This window comes from Pseudomonas sp. NPDC089406, assembly GCF_044900265.1.
Lineage (GTDB): Bacteria > Pseudomonadota > Gammaproteobacteria > Pseudomonadales > Pseudomonadaceae > Aquipseudomonas > Aquipseudomonas fakonensis.
In genome coordinates this window covers 49,493-66,353 of the sequence record NZ_JBJDNC010000037.1, presented here as the reverse complement: position 1 = coordinate 66,353, position 16,861 = coordinate 49,493, and the positions used below count along the sequence as shown (strand labels likewise).

General features: G+C 67.4%; 8 protein-coding genes and 1 pseudogene. 3 read left to right on the top strand and 6 right to left on the bottom strand.

Going from position 1 to position 16,861, the window contains the following annotated elements; translation table 11 throughout:
* Positions 1-713: 713 nt before the first annotated feature.
* Positions 714-2,099, bottom strand: coding sequence for an aldehyde dehydrogenase family protein (locus ACI2KK_RS22780; protein ID WP_404670713.1), 1,386 nt, complete (start codon positions 2,097-2,099; stop codon positions 714-716).
* A 106-nt stretch (positions 2,100-2,205) separates the two neighbouring features.
* Between ACI2KK_RS22780 and ACI2KK_RS22775 the strand changes: the two genes are divergently transcribed.
* The gene (locus tag ACI2KK_RS22775) at positions 2,206-3,069 is read left to right on the top strand and encodes a putrescine utilization regulator PtrR (RefSeq protein ID WP_217885243.1); all 864 of its coding nucleotides are present in this window, start codon (positions 2,206-2,208) and stop codon (positions 3,067-3,069) included.
* A 306-nt stretch (positions 3,070-3,375) separates the two neighbouring features.
* A complete protein-coding gene (locus ACI2KK_RS22770) occupies positions 3,376-3,897 on the top strand; it encodes an acyloxyacyl hydrolase (protein ID WP_404670712.1) in 522 nt (173 codons plus the stop codon).
* 99 nt (positions 3,898-3,996) lie between these two features.
* Here the strand turns inward: ACI2KK_RS22770 and ACI2KK_RS22765 are convergent, their stop codons facing one another.
* From ACI2KK_RS22765 to ACI2KK_RS22745, 5 genes are all read right to left on the bottom strand, one after another.
* On the bottom strand, positions 3,997-4,887 hold the full coding sequence (locus ACI2KK_RS22765) for a universal stress protein (RefSeq protein WP_404670711.1): 891 nt from the start codon (positions 4,885-4,887) through the stop codon (positions 3,997-3,999).
* Positions 4,888-4,990: 103 nt separating this feature from the next.
* On the bottom strand, positions 4,991-6,142 hold the full coding sequence (locus tag ACI2KK_RS22760; RefSeq protein ID WP_404670710.1) for an acyl-CoA dehydrogenase family protein: 1,152 nt from the start codon (positions 6,140-6,142) through the stop codon (positions 4,991-4,993).
* Between the two features lie 16 nt (positions 6,143-6,158).
* Positions 6,159-7,229 (bottom strand): enoyl-CoA hydratase/isomerase family protein, encoded by a 1,071-nt coding sequence (locus ACI2KK_RS22755; protein ID WP_404670709.1) that lies wholly within the window; start codon positions 7,227-7,229, stop codon positions 6,159-6,161.
* Positions 7,230-7,841: 612 nt separating this feature from the next.
* Positions 7,842-9,242, bottom strand: coding sequence for an efflux transporter outer membrane subunit (locus tag ACI2KK_RS22750; protein ID WP_404670708.1), 1,401 nt, complete (start codon positions 9,240-9,242; stop codon positions 7,842-7,844).
* A gap of 19 nt (positions 9,243-9,261) precedes the next feature.
* A complete protein-coding gene (locus ACI2KK_RS22745; RefSeq protein ID WP_404670707.1) occupies positions 9,262-10,026 on the bottom strand; it encodes a LuxR C-terminal-related transcriptional regulator in 765 nt (254 codons plus the stop codon).
* A gap of 412 nt (positions 10,027-10,438) precedes the next feature.
* On the opposite strand from ACI2KK_RS22745, the pseudogene ACI2KK_RS22740 reads away from it, so the two are divergent.
* Positions 10,439-16,748, top strand: a pseudogene (locus tag ACI2KK_RS22740) (amino acid adenylation domain-containing protein).
* The last annotated feature ends 113 nt before the right edge of the window (positions 16,749-16,861 follow it).

The following is a 16,861-nucleotide window of genomic DNA, read 5'->3' as shown; positions in this document are numbered from 1 at the left end:
CAGCGTAGGGGGCCGGATGATAGGAGCAGGCGGTTTTGCTTACTTTTGCCAAGACAAAAGTAAGCCGCCGTAAGGGCGGAAAGGTGACGAAAAGCCTCTATCGTCAACGAATGCGCATACATCTCCAAAAGCAATCACCATGAAGCCCCAAACCCAAACCCAAACCCAAACCCAAACCCAAACCCAAACCCAAACCCAAACCCAAACCCAAACCCAAACCCAAACCCAAACCTCTACCCCCAACGTGCTGCAGGTGTTGGTGGAGTCGCCGTGCTCATGGCTGGCACTGCGCCTGTTGCACTCAAACGGGTTGCAGCTGGTTGAGGCGCCACCCGGGCACGATGGGCTATTCGATCAGGTCGGCCTGGCGCTGCTGTCCTCGACGCTGGTTGCTGGCGAGGGCGGAAATCAATACCTCCGGGTGGCTGGGGAGGCAATCGATTGTGGGGGCCGGAGGAGGGGATAACAGATACAGATCCGGGCAACAATGCGGCCCAGCCTGGCAAACCTGATGGTTGCCATGTGGGAGCTTGCCTGAACTCTCAAAATCGACACGATCCCTGTAGGAGCGGCCTTGTGTCGCGATGGGCCGCACAGCGGCCCCAGAAATTGCGCAAAAATGCCGCAATCGCCGGGACCGCTATGCGGTCCGTTCGCGACACAAGGCCGCTCCTACAGGGCCGAATCAAGTGTGACTCAGCAGCCCGCAAACATCAGTTGCGATCCAGCCACACCGTCTGCGCATTGGTGAACTCACGCACACCAAAGTGCGACAGCTCGCGCCCGAAGCCGCTCTTCTTCACGCCACCGAACGCCACACGGGGGTCCGAGGCGCAGTAACCGTTGATGAACACGCCACCGGTGTCCAGTGCCTCGGTCATGCGCTCGGCCAGGGCATAGTCGGCGGTGTAGATGGTCGAGGCCAGGCCGAATTCGCTGTCGTTGGCCAGCTCCACCGCATGCTCGGCATCGCGGGCGCTGATGATCGCCGCCACCGGGCCGAACAACTCTTGCTTGAAGGCAGTCATGTCGGGGGTGACGTTGGCGAACACGGTTGGCGCATAGAAGTTGGCCACGCCTTCGACCTTGTGCCCGCCCAGCAGCAGAGTGGCGCCTTCGGCCAACGTTGCCTGGACCTGGCCGTCGAGCTCGTCGCGCAGGTCGTAGCGGGCCATCGGGCCAATGTAGGTGGCGTCTTCCAGCGGGTTACCGACGGTCAGCGCACGGGTGGCCTCGACGAACTTGGCGGTGAAGGCCTCGACGATGCTTTCTTCGACGATCAGGCGCTTGGCTGCAGCGCACACCTGGCCGGTGTTCTGGTAGCGGCCAATCACGGCAGCTTTCACGGCGGCGTCCAGGTCGGCGTCAGCCAGCACGATGAACGGGTCGGAGCCGCCCAGCTCGAGCACGCATTTTTTCAGCGCGGCACCGGCCTGGGCACCGATGGCCATGCCGGCGCGCACGCTGCCGGTCAGGGTCACGGCAGCGATGCGCGGGTCGTTGATGGCGCGGGTAACGCCCTCGGGGGTGACGTTGAGCACTTCGAACACGCCCTCAGGCAGCCCGGCACGCTTGAACAGGTCGGCCATCAGGTAGGCGCTGCCCATGACGTTGGGGGCGTGCTTGAGCACGTAGGTGTTGCCTGCCAGCAGCGCCGGGATGGCGCCGCGCAGCACCTGCCAGACCGGGAAGTTCCACGGCATCACTGCCAGGATCGGGCCCAGCGGGCGGTATTCGATACGGGCTTTCTCGACCTGGGTCGGCTCCGGTGCGAGCATCGCCGGGCCGTGTTCGGCGTACCACTGGCACAGGCCGACGCACTTGTTCACTTCGCCTCGGGCCTGGCTGATCGGCTTGCCGATCTCGCGGGCGATCATCTGCGCAAAGGCTTCGGCGTTGACCTGCAGGGCATCGGCCACGGCGTTCAGATACTCGCTGCGCTGACCCAGCGACACTTTGCGCCACTGGTTGTAGCCAACCTTGGCGCGTTGCAGCGCCGCTTCCAGTGCGGCGTCGGTGTCGAAGGCATAGTGGCCGATCTGCTCGCCGGTGTAGGGGTCGACGGAGATGGCGTGGGTCAGGCTGCTGATCTCGCTCATGGCGGAGTGCTCTGTTGTTATGAATCGGTGAGCCCAGACTAGTGGTGGCGCGCTTTAATGAAAACTGAATAATAATGAGCGAAACATTCACGTTTGGAGAATGACCGTGGACCTGGTGCAACTGGAAATCTTCAAGGCCGTGGCCGAGCACGGCAGCATCAGCGCCGCCGCCCAGCACATCCACCGGGTGCCGTCGAACCTGACCACCCGCATCAAGCAGTTGGAAGAGGACCTGGGCGTGGAGCTGTTCATCCGCGAAAAAAGCCGCCTACGCCTGTCGCCGGCCGGCTGGAACTTCCTCGAATACACCCGGCGCATCCTTGAGCTGGTACACGAGGCGCGCCTGACCGTGGCCGGCGAAGACCCACAGGGCACCTTCGCCCTGGGTTCGCTGGAAAGCACCGCAGCGGTGCGCATCCCGGCCTTGCTCGCGGCCTATAACCAGCGCTACCCCAAGGTTGACCTGGACCTCTCCACCGGCCCGTCCGGGACCATGCTCGAAGGGGTGCTGGCCGGCCGCCTGGTGGCCGCGTTCGTCGATGGCCCGGTGTTGCACCCAACCCTTGAGGGCATGCCGGTGTTCGAGGAGGAGATGACCGTGATCGCCCCGCTGAACCACCCCCCGGTCACCCGCGCCCGCGATGTCAATGGCGCGAACATCTACGCGTTTCGTGCCAACTGCTCGTACCGCCACCATTTCGAGAGCTGGTTCGTCCACGACCAGGCAGTGCCCGGCAAGATCCACGAAATGGAGTCGTACCACGGCATGCTGGCGTGCGTCAGCGCCGGCGCAGGCCTTGCGATGATGCCGCGCAGCATGCTCGACAACATGCCCGGCTGCAGCACGGTCAGCGCCTGGCCCATGGCCGAGGACTTCCGCTACCTGAAGACCTGGCTGGTGTGGCGCCGGGGCACGGTATCGCGCAGCTTGAGCATGTTCATCAAGTTGCTGGAGGAGCGCCAGGCTTGAGGGGCGCTTCCCTGTAGGAGCCGGCTTGCCGGCGATAGGGTCGGTACCGGCGCTACAAGGGCAGGCCTTGGCGCAAGGCCGCTGGCCCCATCGCCGGCAAGCCGGCTCCTACAGGTACAGCGCAGGTTTCAAAGTTGTGCGACCCCCTCCCTGCACAATGCTGGCAAAACACTTTCATCTTTGCTGCTAATTGGCCGATACTTCGGGAAGTATTACAACTTGTGACCACCTGGATGCGGTGGTGCGCAGGCGCATAACGAGGGGCAAAAGCCCCCGCCCGTGAAAGACCATCAGGAGAAGTCATAGATGAATACCCGTCTTGCCAGCTCGCTGGCCGCTGCTGTGCTGGCGCTCGCCGGGGCCTGTTCGGCCCAGGCTGCCCAGGTATCCGGTGCCGTGGGGGCCACCAGCCAGGGTGACATGACCTACCGCATCGGCCTGTCGTTCGACTGGGACAAACGCTGGCTCGAAAGCAACACCGGTTTCGTCACCGGTTACTGGGACGCTGCCTACACCTACTGGGAAGGTGGCGACTACAGCGGCGCCCATTCGCTGTCGTTCAGCCCGGTGTTCGTCTACGAGTTCAGCGGCTTCACCTATACCCCGTACATCGAGGCCGGCATTGGCCTGGCGGCGTTCTCCAAGACCGACGTGGGCGACCAGCGCCTGGGCTCGTCGATCAACTTCGAAGACCGCATCGGCTTTGGCCTGAAGCTGCCGGGCGAGCAGAAGGTCGGGCTGCGCCTGATGCACTACTCCAACGCCGGCATCAAGCAACCCAACGACGGCATCGAGTCGTACTCGCTGTTCTACAGCAAGGCCTTCTAAAGGCGGCCCCCTGTAGGCGCCGGCAGGCCTGCGATCACCGGAGCAGCCGGTGCCATTCATGCCTGTTCCGGCCCCTACAAATGGCCCGCACCGCCAACCTCAGCGCAGCGCCTTGATCGCCAGTACGTTGCACAGCGGGTGTTCCAGCACATGGGCCGTGGTCCCGCCCAGGAACGTCTGCAGCGCGTCGTGGCGGTGGGTGCCCATGACGATCACATCCACCCGGCTGTGGCTGATGTAACCGGCAATCGCCCTGATTGCCGGGCCCTCGAGAAAGTGCCGACGCTCCAGGTCGACCTGATGGTGGTCGCCCAGGCGGTTGAACGCTGCCCGCTGCGCCGTGCGCACACTGGCGTCAAAGCCCGGCATGGTCACCGTGCCGGCGCCAAAGTCGGCGATATGGGTCCTGGCCGCGTCGCACACATGCAGCAGGTGCAGTTCGGCGTTGCATTGCAGGGCCAGTGCATGGGCGCTGCGGATCACCTGGTCGTCCAGCTGTTCAGCGTTGCCGTGATGGTTCAGGTCCACTGCAGCGGCGATCTGCCGGGGCAGCGGCAGGCGGATTTCGCTGACCAGATGCACCGCCACCGGGCTGTCCTTGAGCAGTTGCCAGTCCAGCGGGGTGACCAGCAGGCGCTTGAGCACCGGCTCGTGCTGCACGTCCTTGACCAGCAGGTCGCAGCCCAGGCGTTCGGCTTGCTGCAGCACGCTGCCCAGCGGGTCGCGGGTCAGCAGCAGTTCGGTGGACACATCCAGCCCGGCGCTGCGCAGCTGTTCGGCTTCGTCGGCCAGCCACAGGCGGTTGTGCGCCAGCAGGCGTTCGCGTTCATGGCTGTCGCCCATCAGGCCGAAGGTGTCGACCTCGTCGACGAAGACGTTCAGGTCCAGCAGCGCCCCGCTGGACTCAGCCAGCGCGGCGGCGCGCTGCAGGGCAGGGGAGTGGCGCATCTGCGGGCCGAGCATGACCAGCAGGCGTTTGAACTGGCTCATCGCACACCTCCACGTGTGGCAGCCCCCCGTTCACGGCAAGGCCCGCACCGTGCGCTGCGGTGCGGGCGTGGTTCAGTGAGTCTAGACGCTGCCTGAGGCGGGCTCAGATCGTGTAGTGCTTCAGCTCCCGGGCAATCAGCATGCGCTGGATCTCGCTCGAGCCTTCGTAGATCTGCGTGATCCGCGCATCGCGGTAGTACTTCTCCACCGGGTAATCCTCCAGGTAGCCATACCCGCCATGCACCTGGATGGCCATCGAGCACACCCGTTCGGCCATCTCCGAGGCGAACAGCTTGGCCTGTGAGGCTTCCGACAGGCACGGCTTGCCGGCCGTGCGCAGGCGCGCGGCATGCAAGATCAGCAAGCGCGCGGCGTTCACCTGCACCTGCATGTCGGCCAGCAGGTTGGCGATGCTCTGGTGCTCGTTGATCGGCTTGCCGAACTGGATACGCTCGCGCGAATACTGCAGCGCCGCTTCGAACGCCGCCCGGGCGATGCCCAATGCTTGGGCGGCAATACCGATACGCCCGCCTTCGAGGTTGGACAGGGCGATGGCCAGGCCCTTGCCGCGCTCGCCCAGCAGGTTGGCCGCCGGAATACGGCAGTTGTCCAGGGTTACCGCGCAGGTGTCAGAGGCGCGGATGCCCATCTTGTGTTCGCTGCGGTCCACCTTGAACCCCGGGTTGTCGGTGGGTACCAGGAAGGCCGACAGGCCCTTCTTGCCCAGCTCCGGGTCGGTCACTGCAAAGACGATGGCAAGCTTGGCCCGGCGCGCGTTGCTGACGAACTGCTTGGCGCCATTGATCACCCACTGGCCGTCCACCAGTTCTGCCCGGGTGCGCAGGTTGTGTGCCTCGGAGCCGGCTTGCGGCTCGGTCAGGCAGAAGCAGCCGATAGCCTCGCCGCTGGCCAGCTGCGGCAGCCAGGCCTGCTGTTGCTCGGGCGTGCCGTAGGCCAGCAGCGGCCCGCAGCCCACCGAGTTGTGGATGCTCATCATCGCCCCGGTGGCGCCGTCACCGGCTGAAATCTCTTCAACCGCCAGGGCGTAGGCCACATAGTCGGTGTAGCTGCCGCCGAACTGCTCGGGCGCGACCATGCCCAGCAGGCCCAGTTCGCCCATCTTGCGTACCACGCCGTCGTCGATCCAGCCGGCCTTTTCCCAGGCCTGGGCGTGGGGTGCGATCTCGCCGCGGGCAAAGTCCCGGGCCATGTCGCGGATCATGATCTGTTCTTCGCTCAGTTCCAGGTCTTGCATGCAGGTGCTCCCGGCCTTACAGGCCTTCGAAGAATTGGTCGACGCGCTGGCGGGTCAGGGCGGCGAGGGTCGGCGGGTTCCAGCGCGGCTGCTTGTCCTTGTCGACGATCAGCGCGCGCACGCCTTCGATGATGTCGCCATGCTCGAACCACTGGCGGTCCAGGTGCAGCTCCATGGCGAAACAGTCTTCCAGCGCCAGGTGGCGGCCACGGCGCAGCAGTTCGAGGGTTACGGCCATGGCCAGTGGCGAGCGGGTTTCCAGCAGGTCGGCGGTGGCCAGCGCCCAGGCATGGCTGTCGCCGATGGCCACTGCACGCAGTTGCTCGACGATGCTGGGCACATCGGGCAGGGCGAAGAAGTGGTCGATCACCGGGCGCAGGCTGGCCAGCGGTGCGTCGTCCAGCACCTGGGTGCCAAGGGTGGCCAGCAGGCCCTGCAGGTCCTTGAGCGGGTAGTCGCCGAACTGCAGGTGGTCGAGGCCTTCGTCCAATGCCGCCAGGCGCTCGCTGCCCACGTACCAGTCGGCCAGGCCGCAATACAGCGCATCGGCGGCCTTGATCTGGGCGCCGCTGATACCTAAGTAGATGCCCAGTTCGCCCGGTATGCGCGGCAGGAAGTAGCTGCCGCCGACATCGGGGAAGTAGCCGATGCCGGTTTCAGGCATGCTCAAGCGGCTGCGCTCGGTGACGATGCGCAGGTCGCAGCCCTGGGCCAGGCCCATGCCGCCGCCCAGGGTGAAGCCGTCCATCAGCACCAGTACCGGCTTGCGGTAGCGGTGCAGGCACAGGTCGAGGGCGTATTCCTCTTCGAAAAAGGTGTGGTGCAGTTGTTCCCCGGCCTTGTGGCTGTCGTGCAGCGAGCGAATGTCGCCGCCGGCGCAGAAGCCCTTGGGCCCTTCGCCGCGCAGCATCACCGCGTGCACCTGGTCGTCCTGCGCCCAGCGGTGCAGGTGGCGCTGCAGGCTGCGCACCATGTCCAGGGTCAGGGCATTGAGGCCGGCGGGGCGGTTGAGGGTGAGGTGGCCGATGTGGTTGCGGACTTCGGCCAGTACATGATCCGTTGCCGAAGGTTGAGCGTGCGCGGTCATCGCGGTCTCCCTGCTTTGTTATTGATTTCCAAGGGCAAGCCTGGAATACGCGGGCGGATCGCTGGATCCTGTCATGCGTATTTACCTTGCACAATTGGCAAATCTGCAGGGCGTTGCTGCATTTTTGCCTTGAGTGCAAGGGCCAGGCTGGTGTTGCCACTCTAACCTTGTGACCACGGCAGGCAAACTTTGCTGCAATGTTTGGGGGATTGGGTGGGTAGGGCTGGTCTGTATTTCGAGGAGTTCGCGTCAGGGCCGCCAGGTGTTCGCCGAAGGTTTTGTAGCGCCTATGAGATCGAGCGCCGCCCGCGCGGCGCTTCGCGGGTGAACCCGCTCCCACAGTTTGTTTCGGGCCAATTATTCCTGTGCCGGTACCAGCGCCTGCCTTGGTGCATGCCTTGAGCCATGTGGAGCGGCGGTAACGCCCACGCGGAAACCGCGGCGTACAAACAAGGGGGATCCGGTACCGGCACAGGAGAGACTGGCCAGAAATAAACTGTGGGAGCGGGTTTACCCGCGAAGCGCCGCGCGGGCGGCGCTCGATCTGATAGGCGCCACAAGGGGTGTGCCTATCACCTAGCAGTCCAAACGCAAACACCTCGCAAGGAATGCCTACAAAGCCGAATCATCCTGCCAACCCCCACCCAGCGCAGCATACAGATTCACCTCGGCCACCAGTTGCGCCAGCCGGTCGCCGATCAGCCCCTGCTGGGCACTGAATAGCTGGCGCTGGGCATCGAGGAAGGTCAGGCTGCTGTCCACCCCGGTGCGGTAGCGGTTTTGCGCCAGGTCGTAGTAGCGCTGGGTGGCCGCCACCAGGTCGCGCTGGGCCTGCAGCTGGCGCTGGTAGGTGGCGCGCGCCGCCAGGCCGTCGGCGACTTCCTGGAACGCCCCCTGGATAGCCTTTTCGTACTGCGCCACCTGGATATCCTTTTGCAACTTGGCGTAGTCCAGGCTGGCCCGCAGGCTGCCGGCGTTGAACAGCGGCAGACTGACCTGGGGCTTGAACAGCCAGGTGCCGGAGCCTGCCTCGAACAGCCCGGCCAGTTGCTGGCTGCTGGTACCGGCATTGGCGGTCAGGCTGATGCTCGGGAACAACGCCGCCCGCGCCGCGCCAATGTTGGCGTTGGCCGCTTGCAACTGGTGCTCGGCCTGCAGGATGTCCGGGCGCCGTTGCAACAGGTCTGACGGCAGGCCGGCCGGCATCGGCGCGATCTGCTCGCTGGCCAGGGCCAGCCCGGGCAGGCCATCGGCGATGGGCCCGGCCACCAGCACGCCCAGCTGGTTGAGGTCCTGGGCCACCAGGCGGCGGTAGCGCGCCACCGCAGCGCGGGTGCTGTCGACCCGGGTCTGTGCCTGGATGCGGTCCAGCGCCGACAAGGTGCCGGTGCGTACCTGGCGGGTGGTCAGGCGCAGGCTGTGCTCGTCGGCGGCCAGGGTATCTTCGGCCAGCGCCAGCAGCTCCTGGTCGGCGCGCCAGGTGAGGTACACGCTGGCAACGCTGGCCACCAGGCTCAGTTGCGCGGCGCGGCGCGCCTCTTCGCTGGCCAGGTAGGTTTGCAGCGCCTGTTCGCTGTTGCTGCGCAGGCGCCCGAACAGGTCCAGCTCGTAGGCACTGACCCCCAGGGTGACGGCCTGGGTGCTGCTGATCACGCCGCTGCCGGTGCCGGTCATGCGCCGCGGCAGGTACTGGCGCTGGCCGCTGCCGTCGAGGCTGACACGCGGTAGTTGTTCGGCGCGCTGAATACGGTACTGGGCGCGGGTCGCCTCGGCATTGAGCAGCGCCACGCGCAGGTCACGGTTGTTGGCCAGGGCGGCGTCGATCAACTGGCGCAGCGCCGGGTCGTGGAACACCGCCTGCCAATGCTGGTTGGGCGGCGTGGCGGATGCGGCCGGGTAGGCCGGCCCTTGGGGGTAGTGCACGGGGACCGGGGCTGCCGGGCGCTGGTAGTCCGGGGCCAGGCTGCAGCCGGCCAGGGTGGCGGCCAGCAGGGTCAGGGTGAATCGGTGCATTGCAGGCTTCCTTGCGGTGTCAGGCACTCGCCATCCAGCGGGCCAGCCCGTGGCGGCCACTGACCCCCAGCTTGGCGGTGGCGCGCTTGAGATAGGTTTCCACCGAACTGTTCTTGACGTTCAACTGTTGCGCCATCTGCGGCACCGTGCCGCCGGTCAAAAGCCCCAGGCACACCTCCTGCTCGCGGCTGGACAGGCTGATGGCGCCGCGCGCCAGGCGCTCGCCAAAGGCCGCGCGCAACGAGGCCGCCTGGCTGTCGGCCAACTGTGGGTCGTTGGCAGGCAAGGCCTGGGCCCGCAGGGCATGGTGCTCGACCAGCGGCAACAAGGTGTCAGACAAACTCTTGAGCAACGACAGCTCGGCCAAGGTGAAAGCGCGCTGGCAAGGGCTGCGCTGGCAACAGATCACCCAACGCCGCTCGCCGCGGCACGACACCAGGTTGCACTGGTGCGCGCTGTGCGGTTGCTGCGGGCGCCCCAGCGGTGCGCTGATCTGGATCAATACCGGGTCGTGCATCTGCATCACACTCTGCAGCAGCGCTTCGGGTGCTGGCAGCGGCGTACAGGCGCCCGCGCTACCCAGGGCGCGGATGTGCTCGATGCGTTGCTGGCGGGTGTCGAGGGTCCATTCGCTGAGGTCCAGGCGCTGCATCGGCACCAGTTGCTCGAGCAGCTGGAACATCTGCCCGGCAAAGTCCTGGTCGCCGCTGCGGGCCACCAGCTCGCCCAGTTGCAGATAAAGCTGCGGGGCCTGGCTGCGGGCGAGGTTGTCGGTCAGTCTCATGGTGGTGTCTTCCTTGATTCGGGGCGTTCGACGGGCGGTCTCGTGGTCGAGTCCTCTCCTTGGGAAAGTGGCGTGGCGCTATTCAAGCCCTCAGCCTGGCCGGTGTCTGTCATGGAAAAGGGGGACAGAAAATGCCACGTCGGCGGCCAACCGTTGCACCACCGCTAAACGGGTTGGGGCACTGAGGTTGACGCAATGCCAGCCAATTGACGCCAAAAAGCCCCGCTTTGGCGGATTTTGCCTACAGCAGGCTGCCAGGTAGGCCATGCCTGACAGCCTGCTGTAGCGATTCTCCTACAAGAAAATCAGTAACTTGGGCCCAGGCGCGGCTGTCCGGGTTTCAGGGGCCATACAGCCGCCAAGGCCGGTGCTTGAATCCGCGGACGATCATTCGCAAGGACGCGCCACCCCCATGTCTGCCACCGACACCTACCCCCTGACCACCGCCCAGCGTGACATCTGGCTGGACCAGATCAGCCGTGGCGATTCGCCGCTGTACAACATCGGTGGCTACATCGAACTGGACGGTGCGCTCGATACGGCGCTGCTGGGCCAGGCCCTGGCGCACCTGGTGGCGCTGCATGACGGCCTGCGCACGCAACTGCTGCCGTGCGCGGCCGACGGCCTGCCACGCCAGCGCTTCGAGCCCGCGCTCACCCTCGGCTTGCCGCTGCTAGACCTCAGCGCAGAAGCCGACCCCGAGGCTGCCGCCAGGCAACTGATGCGCCAGCGCATGGCGCAGCGCTTCGACCTGCACGGCGGCCCCCTGGCGCGTTTCTTCCTGGTCAGGCTGCACCCCCAGCGCCACCTGCTGGCCGGCCAGGCCCACCACCTGATCATCGACGGTTGGGGGTTCGATCAGTTGTTCAGCCAGCTGGGCCAGTACTACGGGCTGTTGCAGCAGGGCCAGCCATTGCCGGGCACGGCGCCGTCGTACCGCGCGTTCATTGATGATGACGTCGCCTATCAGGCCTCGGCGCGCCATACCCGTGACCGCGCCTACTGGCTGGGCAAGTACCAGGCCTTGCCTGAGCCCCTGGCCCAGCGCAAAAGCCTGGCCCCAGCTGCTGCCGACACCCCGAGCCAGGCCCTCGACCTGCCGTTCAGCAGCGACCTGCTGGCCCGCATGCAGGGCCTGGCCGGGCAGTTGAACGCCTCGGCCCTGCATGTGCTGCTGGCGGCGCTGCACGTGTATTGCAGCCGTATCTGGCAGCGCGACGAATGGGTGGTCGGGCTGCCGGTGCGCAACCGCGCCAACCCGGGCTTCAAGGCCACCTTGGGCCTGTTCACCCAGGTCAGTGCCCTGCACATGGGCTTTGGCCGCCAGCTGGGCTTTGCCGAGCTGGTGCAGGGCATCCGCGACAACCTGCGCCAGGACTACCGTCACCAGCGTTTTGCCTTGAGTGAACTCAACCGCGCCCTGGGCCTGCTGCGCGAAGACCGCGGCCAGCTGTTCGAACTGAGCGTGTCGTTCGAAGAAGACGGCAATGCACTGCGCTACGGGCCGATCGAAGGGCGCAGCGTGAAGGTCAGCAGCGGCCACGAGCCGACCCCGCTGGCCCTGCACCTGCGCAGCAACCGCCACACCGGGCAGGCCTGGCTGCACCTGGTGTACAACCTGGCCTGGTTCAGCGAGCAGGAGGCCCAGGCCCTGGCCGACCGCCTGCTGCACATCCTCCACCAGGCCCTGGCCAACCCGGCGCTGGCGGTGGCCGGGTTCGACCTGCCGACCGCTGCCGAGCACGCACGCCTGCAGGCCTGGGGGCAGGGGGCAAGCACCCAGGCAGCCCCGCGCTGCGTGCATCAGCGTATCGAAGCGCAAACCGCACGCGCGCCCCAGGCCATCGCCGCCTGGCACGAAGGGCGCAGCCTGAGCTACGCCGAGCTGAACGGGCGCGCCAACCACCAGGCCGAACGCCTGATCGCCCTGGGCGTGCTGCCCGAGGACCGCGTGGCGATCTGCGCCCGGCGCGGGCTGGACACCCTGGTTGGCCTGCTGGCAGTGCTCAAGGCCGGTGCGGCTTACGTACCGTTGGACCCGGCACACCCCCGCGAGCGCCTGGCCTGGCTGCTGGAAAACTGCACTCCAAAAGTGCTGCTGAGCCAGACCGGCATCGACCTGCCGGCCACGGCCGTACCGCGCATCGACCTCGACCCGTGCGCCCCGACAGTGGCAGAAAACCCTGTGGTAACGGGGTTGGGCCCGGGCAACCTGGCCTATGTCATCTATACCTCCGGCTCCACCGGCCTGCCCAAGGGCGTGATGGTCGAACATTGCATGCTCGACAACCTGGTCGACTGGCATTGCCGGGCCTTTGCCCTGAAGGCCGGCGATCAGGCGTCGTGCCTGGCCGGCTTCGGCTTCGATGCCATGGCCTGGGAGGTCTGGCCAGCCCTGTGCGCCGGTGCCACCCTGCACCTGGCCCCGGTGCGTGAGGGCGCCGAGGACATCGACGCCCTGCTGCGCTGGTGGCGCGCCCAGCCGCTGGACCTGAGTTTTCTGCCAACGCCGGTGGCCGAGCACGCCCTGGCCCAGGGCGACGACCACCCGACCCTGCGCACCTTGCTGATCGGCGGCGACCGCCTGCGCCAGCTCAAGCGCAACCCGCGCCACGCCCTGGTGAACAACTACGGCCCCACCGAGGCTAGCGTGGTGGCCAGCTACGGCGCCTTGCACGCAGGTAGGCCGCTGCATATCGGCGGCCCGGTGGACAATGCCCGGCTGTACGTGCTCGACGCGTACCAGCGCCTGCTGCCACCGGGCGTGCCCGGCGAGCTGTACGTGGCCGGCGCCGGGGTCGCCCGGGGGTTACCTGGGCCGCCCCGACCTTACCGCCGAACGCTTCCTCGACGACCCGTTCCACCCGGGGCGCATGTACCGCACCGGCGACCTGGTGCGCTGGCTGGCCGACGGCACCCTGGAATACCTGGGGCGCAATGACGACCAGGTGAAGATCCGCGGCGTGCGGGTAGAGCTGGCGGAAATCGATGCGGCCCTGGCCAGCCACCCGGCCGTGCAGGAATGCGTGGTGCTGGTTCGCCAAGGGCAGTTGCTGGCCTGGTTCATCGCCCAGGGCGAGGTGACGCCGCGCCAGCTGCACCAGCACCTGGCCGAGCGTCTGCCCACCGCGTTGCTGCCCAGCGCCTACCAGGCCATGCCGGCCTGGCCGCTGACCGCCAACGGCAAACTCGACCGCCAGGCGCTGCCTGCGCCCGGCGGCGAGGCCTGCATCCGCCACGCCTATGCCGCCCCCGAAGGCGCTACCGAGCAACGCCTGGCGGCGCTGTGGGCCGAGCTGCTGGGGGTGGCCCAGGTGGGCAGGCATGACCACTTCTTCGAGCTGGGTGGCCATTCGTTGCTGGCGGTGCAACTGATCGAGCGCATGCGCGCCGAAGGCCTGCATGCCGACGTGCAGGTGCTGTTCGGCCAGCCGACCCTGGCCAGTCTGGCTGCCGCAGCCAGTACTGCGCCGCTTCAGCAGGTACCGGCCAACCGGGTACCTGCCGGCTGCCAACAGCTGACCCCCGACCTGCTGGTGCTGACCACCCTCGAGCAGGGCGATATCGACCGCATCGTCGCCGCAGTACCGGGCGGGGCGGCCAACGTGCAGGAAATCTACCCGCTGGCGCCCCTGCAGCAGGGCCTGCTGTACCACCACATCACCGATACCCGCGACCCCTACCAGCAGCAGGCGCTGTTCAGTTTTGCCAGCCGCGAGCACTGGCAGGCCTTCGCCCAGGCCCTGCAACAGGTGATCGCGCGCCACGATATCCTGCGCACCAGCCTGGCCTGGGAGGCCCTGGCGCAACCCCAGCAAGTGGTCTGGCGCCACGCTGAATTGCCGGTACACGAACTGGCCCCCGGGGTTGATGCCGAAGCGCGCCTGCGCGCTGCCTGCCAACCCTTGGACCTGCGCCAGGCCCCCTTGCTGGCCCTTGGCGTTGCCGAGGATACCCAACAGGGCCGATGGCTGGGCCTGTTGCACTTCCACCACCTGGTCAACGACGCGGTGTCCCTGGGCTTGCTGATGGCCGAGCTGCGCGCGTTCATGGCCGGGCAGGGCGCCGAGCTGCCGGCGCCGGTGCCGTACCGTAACTTCGCCGCAGCCCACAGTGCAGCAGGCCGCGAGCAACAGCACGAGGCCTATTTCAGGCAAATGCTCGGTGACCTCGAAGCGCCAACCCGGGTGTTGGGCGTGGACGGCCTGCCTGCCGACCCCGAAGCCCTGCAAACCCTCGAACAGGCGCTGCCGCCTGCCTTGGCCCAGGCCCTGCGCGCACTGGCACGCAGCCACGATGTCAGCCTGGCCAGCCTGTTCCACCTGGCCTGGGCTCAGGTGCTGGGTTGCCTGTCGGGCAGTGACGAGGTGGTGTTCGGCACCGTGCTGCTCGGCCGCCTGGCCGCCGGCGAAGGCGCCGACCGGGCCTTGGGGATGTTCATCAATACCCTGCCGCTGCGGGTGGGCCTGGCCGGCCTGAGCCTGGGTCAGGCCCTGGCCCGCACCCATGAAGGGTTGGCCGGGCTGCTGGCCCATGAAGACGCACCGCAGGTGCAGGCCCAGCGTTGCAGCGCCTTGCCTGCCGGCATGCCGCTGTTCGACAGCCTGCTCAACTACCGCCAGGGATCGCCGCACAGCCAGTCCGCCTTGCCCGGTGTCGAACTGCTGCAGGCCAGCGAAGTGGTCAGCCAACCGCTGATGTTGGCCGTGGACGACCATGGCGAGGCTATACACCTGAGCCTGCGGGCCCCGCGCACCCTGGGTGTGGCGCGTTTGCAGGCGTGTTTGCTGGGCACCCTCGAAGGCCTGCTGGAGCACGGCACGCAGCGCCCGCTGGAGCAACTGTGCAGCGTGCCGGCCGAAGAGCTGCAGCAATTGCTGGTTGGTTTGAACGCCACCGACGATGCCAGCAGCCCGGTGCAGCAAACCTGGCCCGCACTGTTCGCCGAGCAGGTGCGCCGCAGCCCCGATGGCGTGGCCGTGCAAGCCGGCGAGCAGTGCCTGAGCTACCGCCAGCTCGATGAACAAGCCAACCGCCTGGCCCACCAGTTGCGGGCTATGGGCGTGCAGCCCGACAGCCGGGTGGCGATCTGCGTCGAGCGCGGCCTGGCCCTGATGGTCGGCCTGCTGGGCATTCTCAAGGCCGGCGGCGCCTACGTGCCGCTGGACCCCGGCTACCCCGACGAGCGCCTGCGCTACATGCTCGCCGACAGCGCGCCCCAGGTACTGCTGGTGCATGGCGCCACCGCCGGTCTGCTGGCGGGCAGCGGTGTGGCCACCCTCGACCTGGACCACGACGGCTGGCAGCAACAGCCGGCCCATGCACCAGAGGTACCCGCCCTGCATGCCGGCAACCTGGCCTACGTGATCTACACCTCCGGCTCCACCGGCACGCCCAAGGGTGTGATGGTCGAGCACCGCGGCCTGTGCAACCTGATGCACTGGGGCAGCGGCCTGTGCCCGCCACGCCCGGGCGATGCCCTGCTGCAGCGGGCGCCGTTCAGCTTCGACGGCTCGGTGTGGGAGCTGTTCTGGCCCCTCAGCGCCGGCTTGCGCCTGGTGCTGGCGCGCCCCGACGGCCACCGCGACCCGGCCTACCTCGCCGGGCTGATCGAGGCGCAGGGGGTGACCTGCGTGAAGTTCGTGCCAGCCATGCTGCAACCCTTCCTCGATGTGCAGGGCGTAGAGCGCTGTACCCGCCTGCGCGACATCTTCTGCGGCGGCGGCGAGCTGACCCTGGCCATGGCTGCGGCGGTGCGCGCGCGCCTGCCGTGGGTGCGCCTGCACAACGTCTACGGCCCCACCGAAGCCACGGTCGACAGCACCGCCTGGACCCTCGAGCCCGAGCAGCCGCTGCCGGCCAGCGCGCCGCCGATCGGCCGGGCGATCTGCAACACCCGCCTGTACCTGCTCGATGCGCACGACCGCCCGGTACCCTTCGGCGCGGTGGGCCAGTTGCACATCGGCGGGGTCGGTGTGGCGCGGGGCTACCTCGGCCTGCCGGCGTTGCAGGCCGAGCGCTTCATCGCCAGCCCCTTCGTGGCCGGCGAGCGCCTGTACCGCACCGGCGACCTGGCACGCTACCGCGCCGACGGCGAGCTGGAGTTCCTCGGCCGCAACGACTTCCAGCTCAAGCTGCGCGGCCTGCGGGTCGAGCCCGGCGAGATCGAGGTGCAACTGGCCAGCTACCCTGGGCTTGAGCAGGCGGTGGTGTCGATGCACGACGAGCGCCTGGTGGCCTGGTTCACCTGCCGCCCGGGCCACACCGCGCCAGGGCTCGAAGCACTGCGCAGCCATATGCTGGCGCGCCTGCCCGACTACCTGGTGCCCTCGGCCTTCGTTGCCCTGGACACCTGGCCACTGAGCCCCAACGGCAAGGTCGACCGCCAGGCGTTGCCGGCGCCCGGCCCGGCCTCGGTGATCAGCCGCCAGTACCAGGCACCGCAGGGCGAGCTGGAAACCGCCCTGGCGCAGATCTGGGGCGAGGTGCTGCGCATCGAGCAGGTGGGCCGCGACGACAACTTCTTCGAGCTCGGCGGCCACTCGCTGCTGGCCGTGAGCCTGGTGGCGCGCATGCGCCAGGCCGGCCTGCATGCCGACGCCCGCAGCCTGTTCAGCCAACCGACCCTGGCCGGCCTTGCCGCCAGCACCCAGTTGCAGGCAGCGCGCGTGGAGGTGCCGCGCACCACCATCCCAGGCCTGGCCGCGCGCCGCCGGCTCTGAGCGTGCGGCCCTTACGCGCCCCCTGTAGGAGCGGCCTTGTGTCGCGAAAGGGCTGCGTAGCAGCCCCAGGATCCAGGCCTCATGCAAGATCGCCGGGGGCTGCTTTGCAGCCC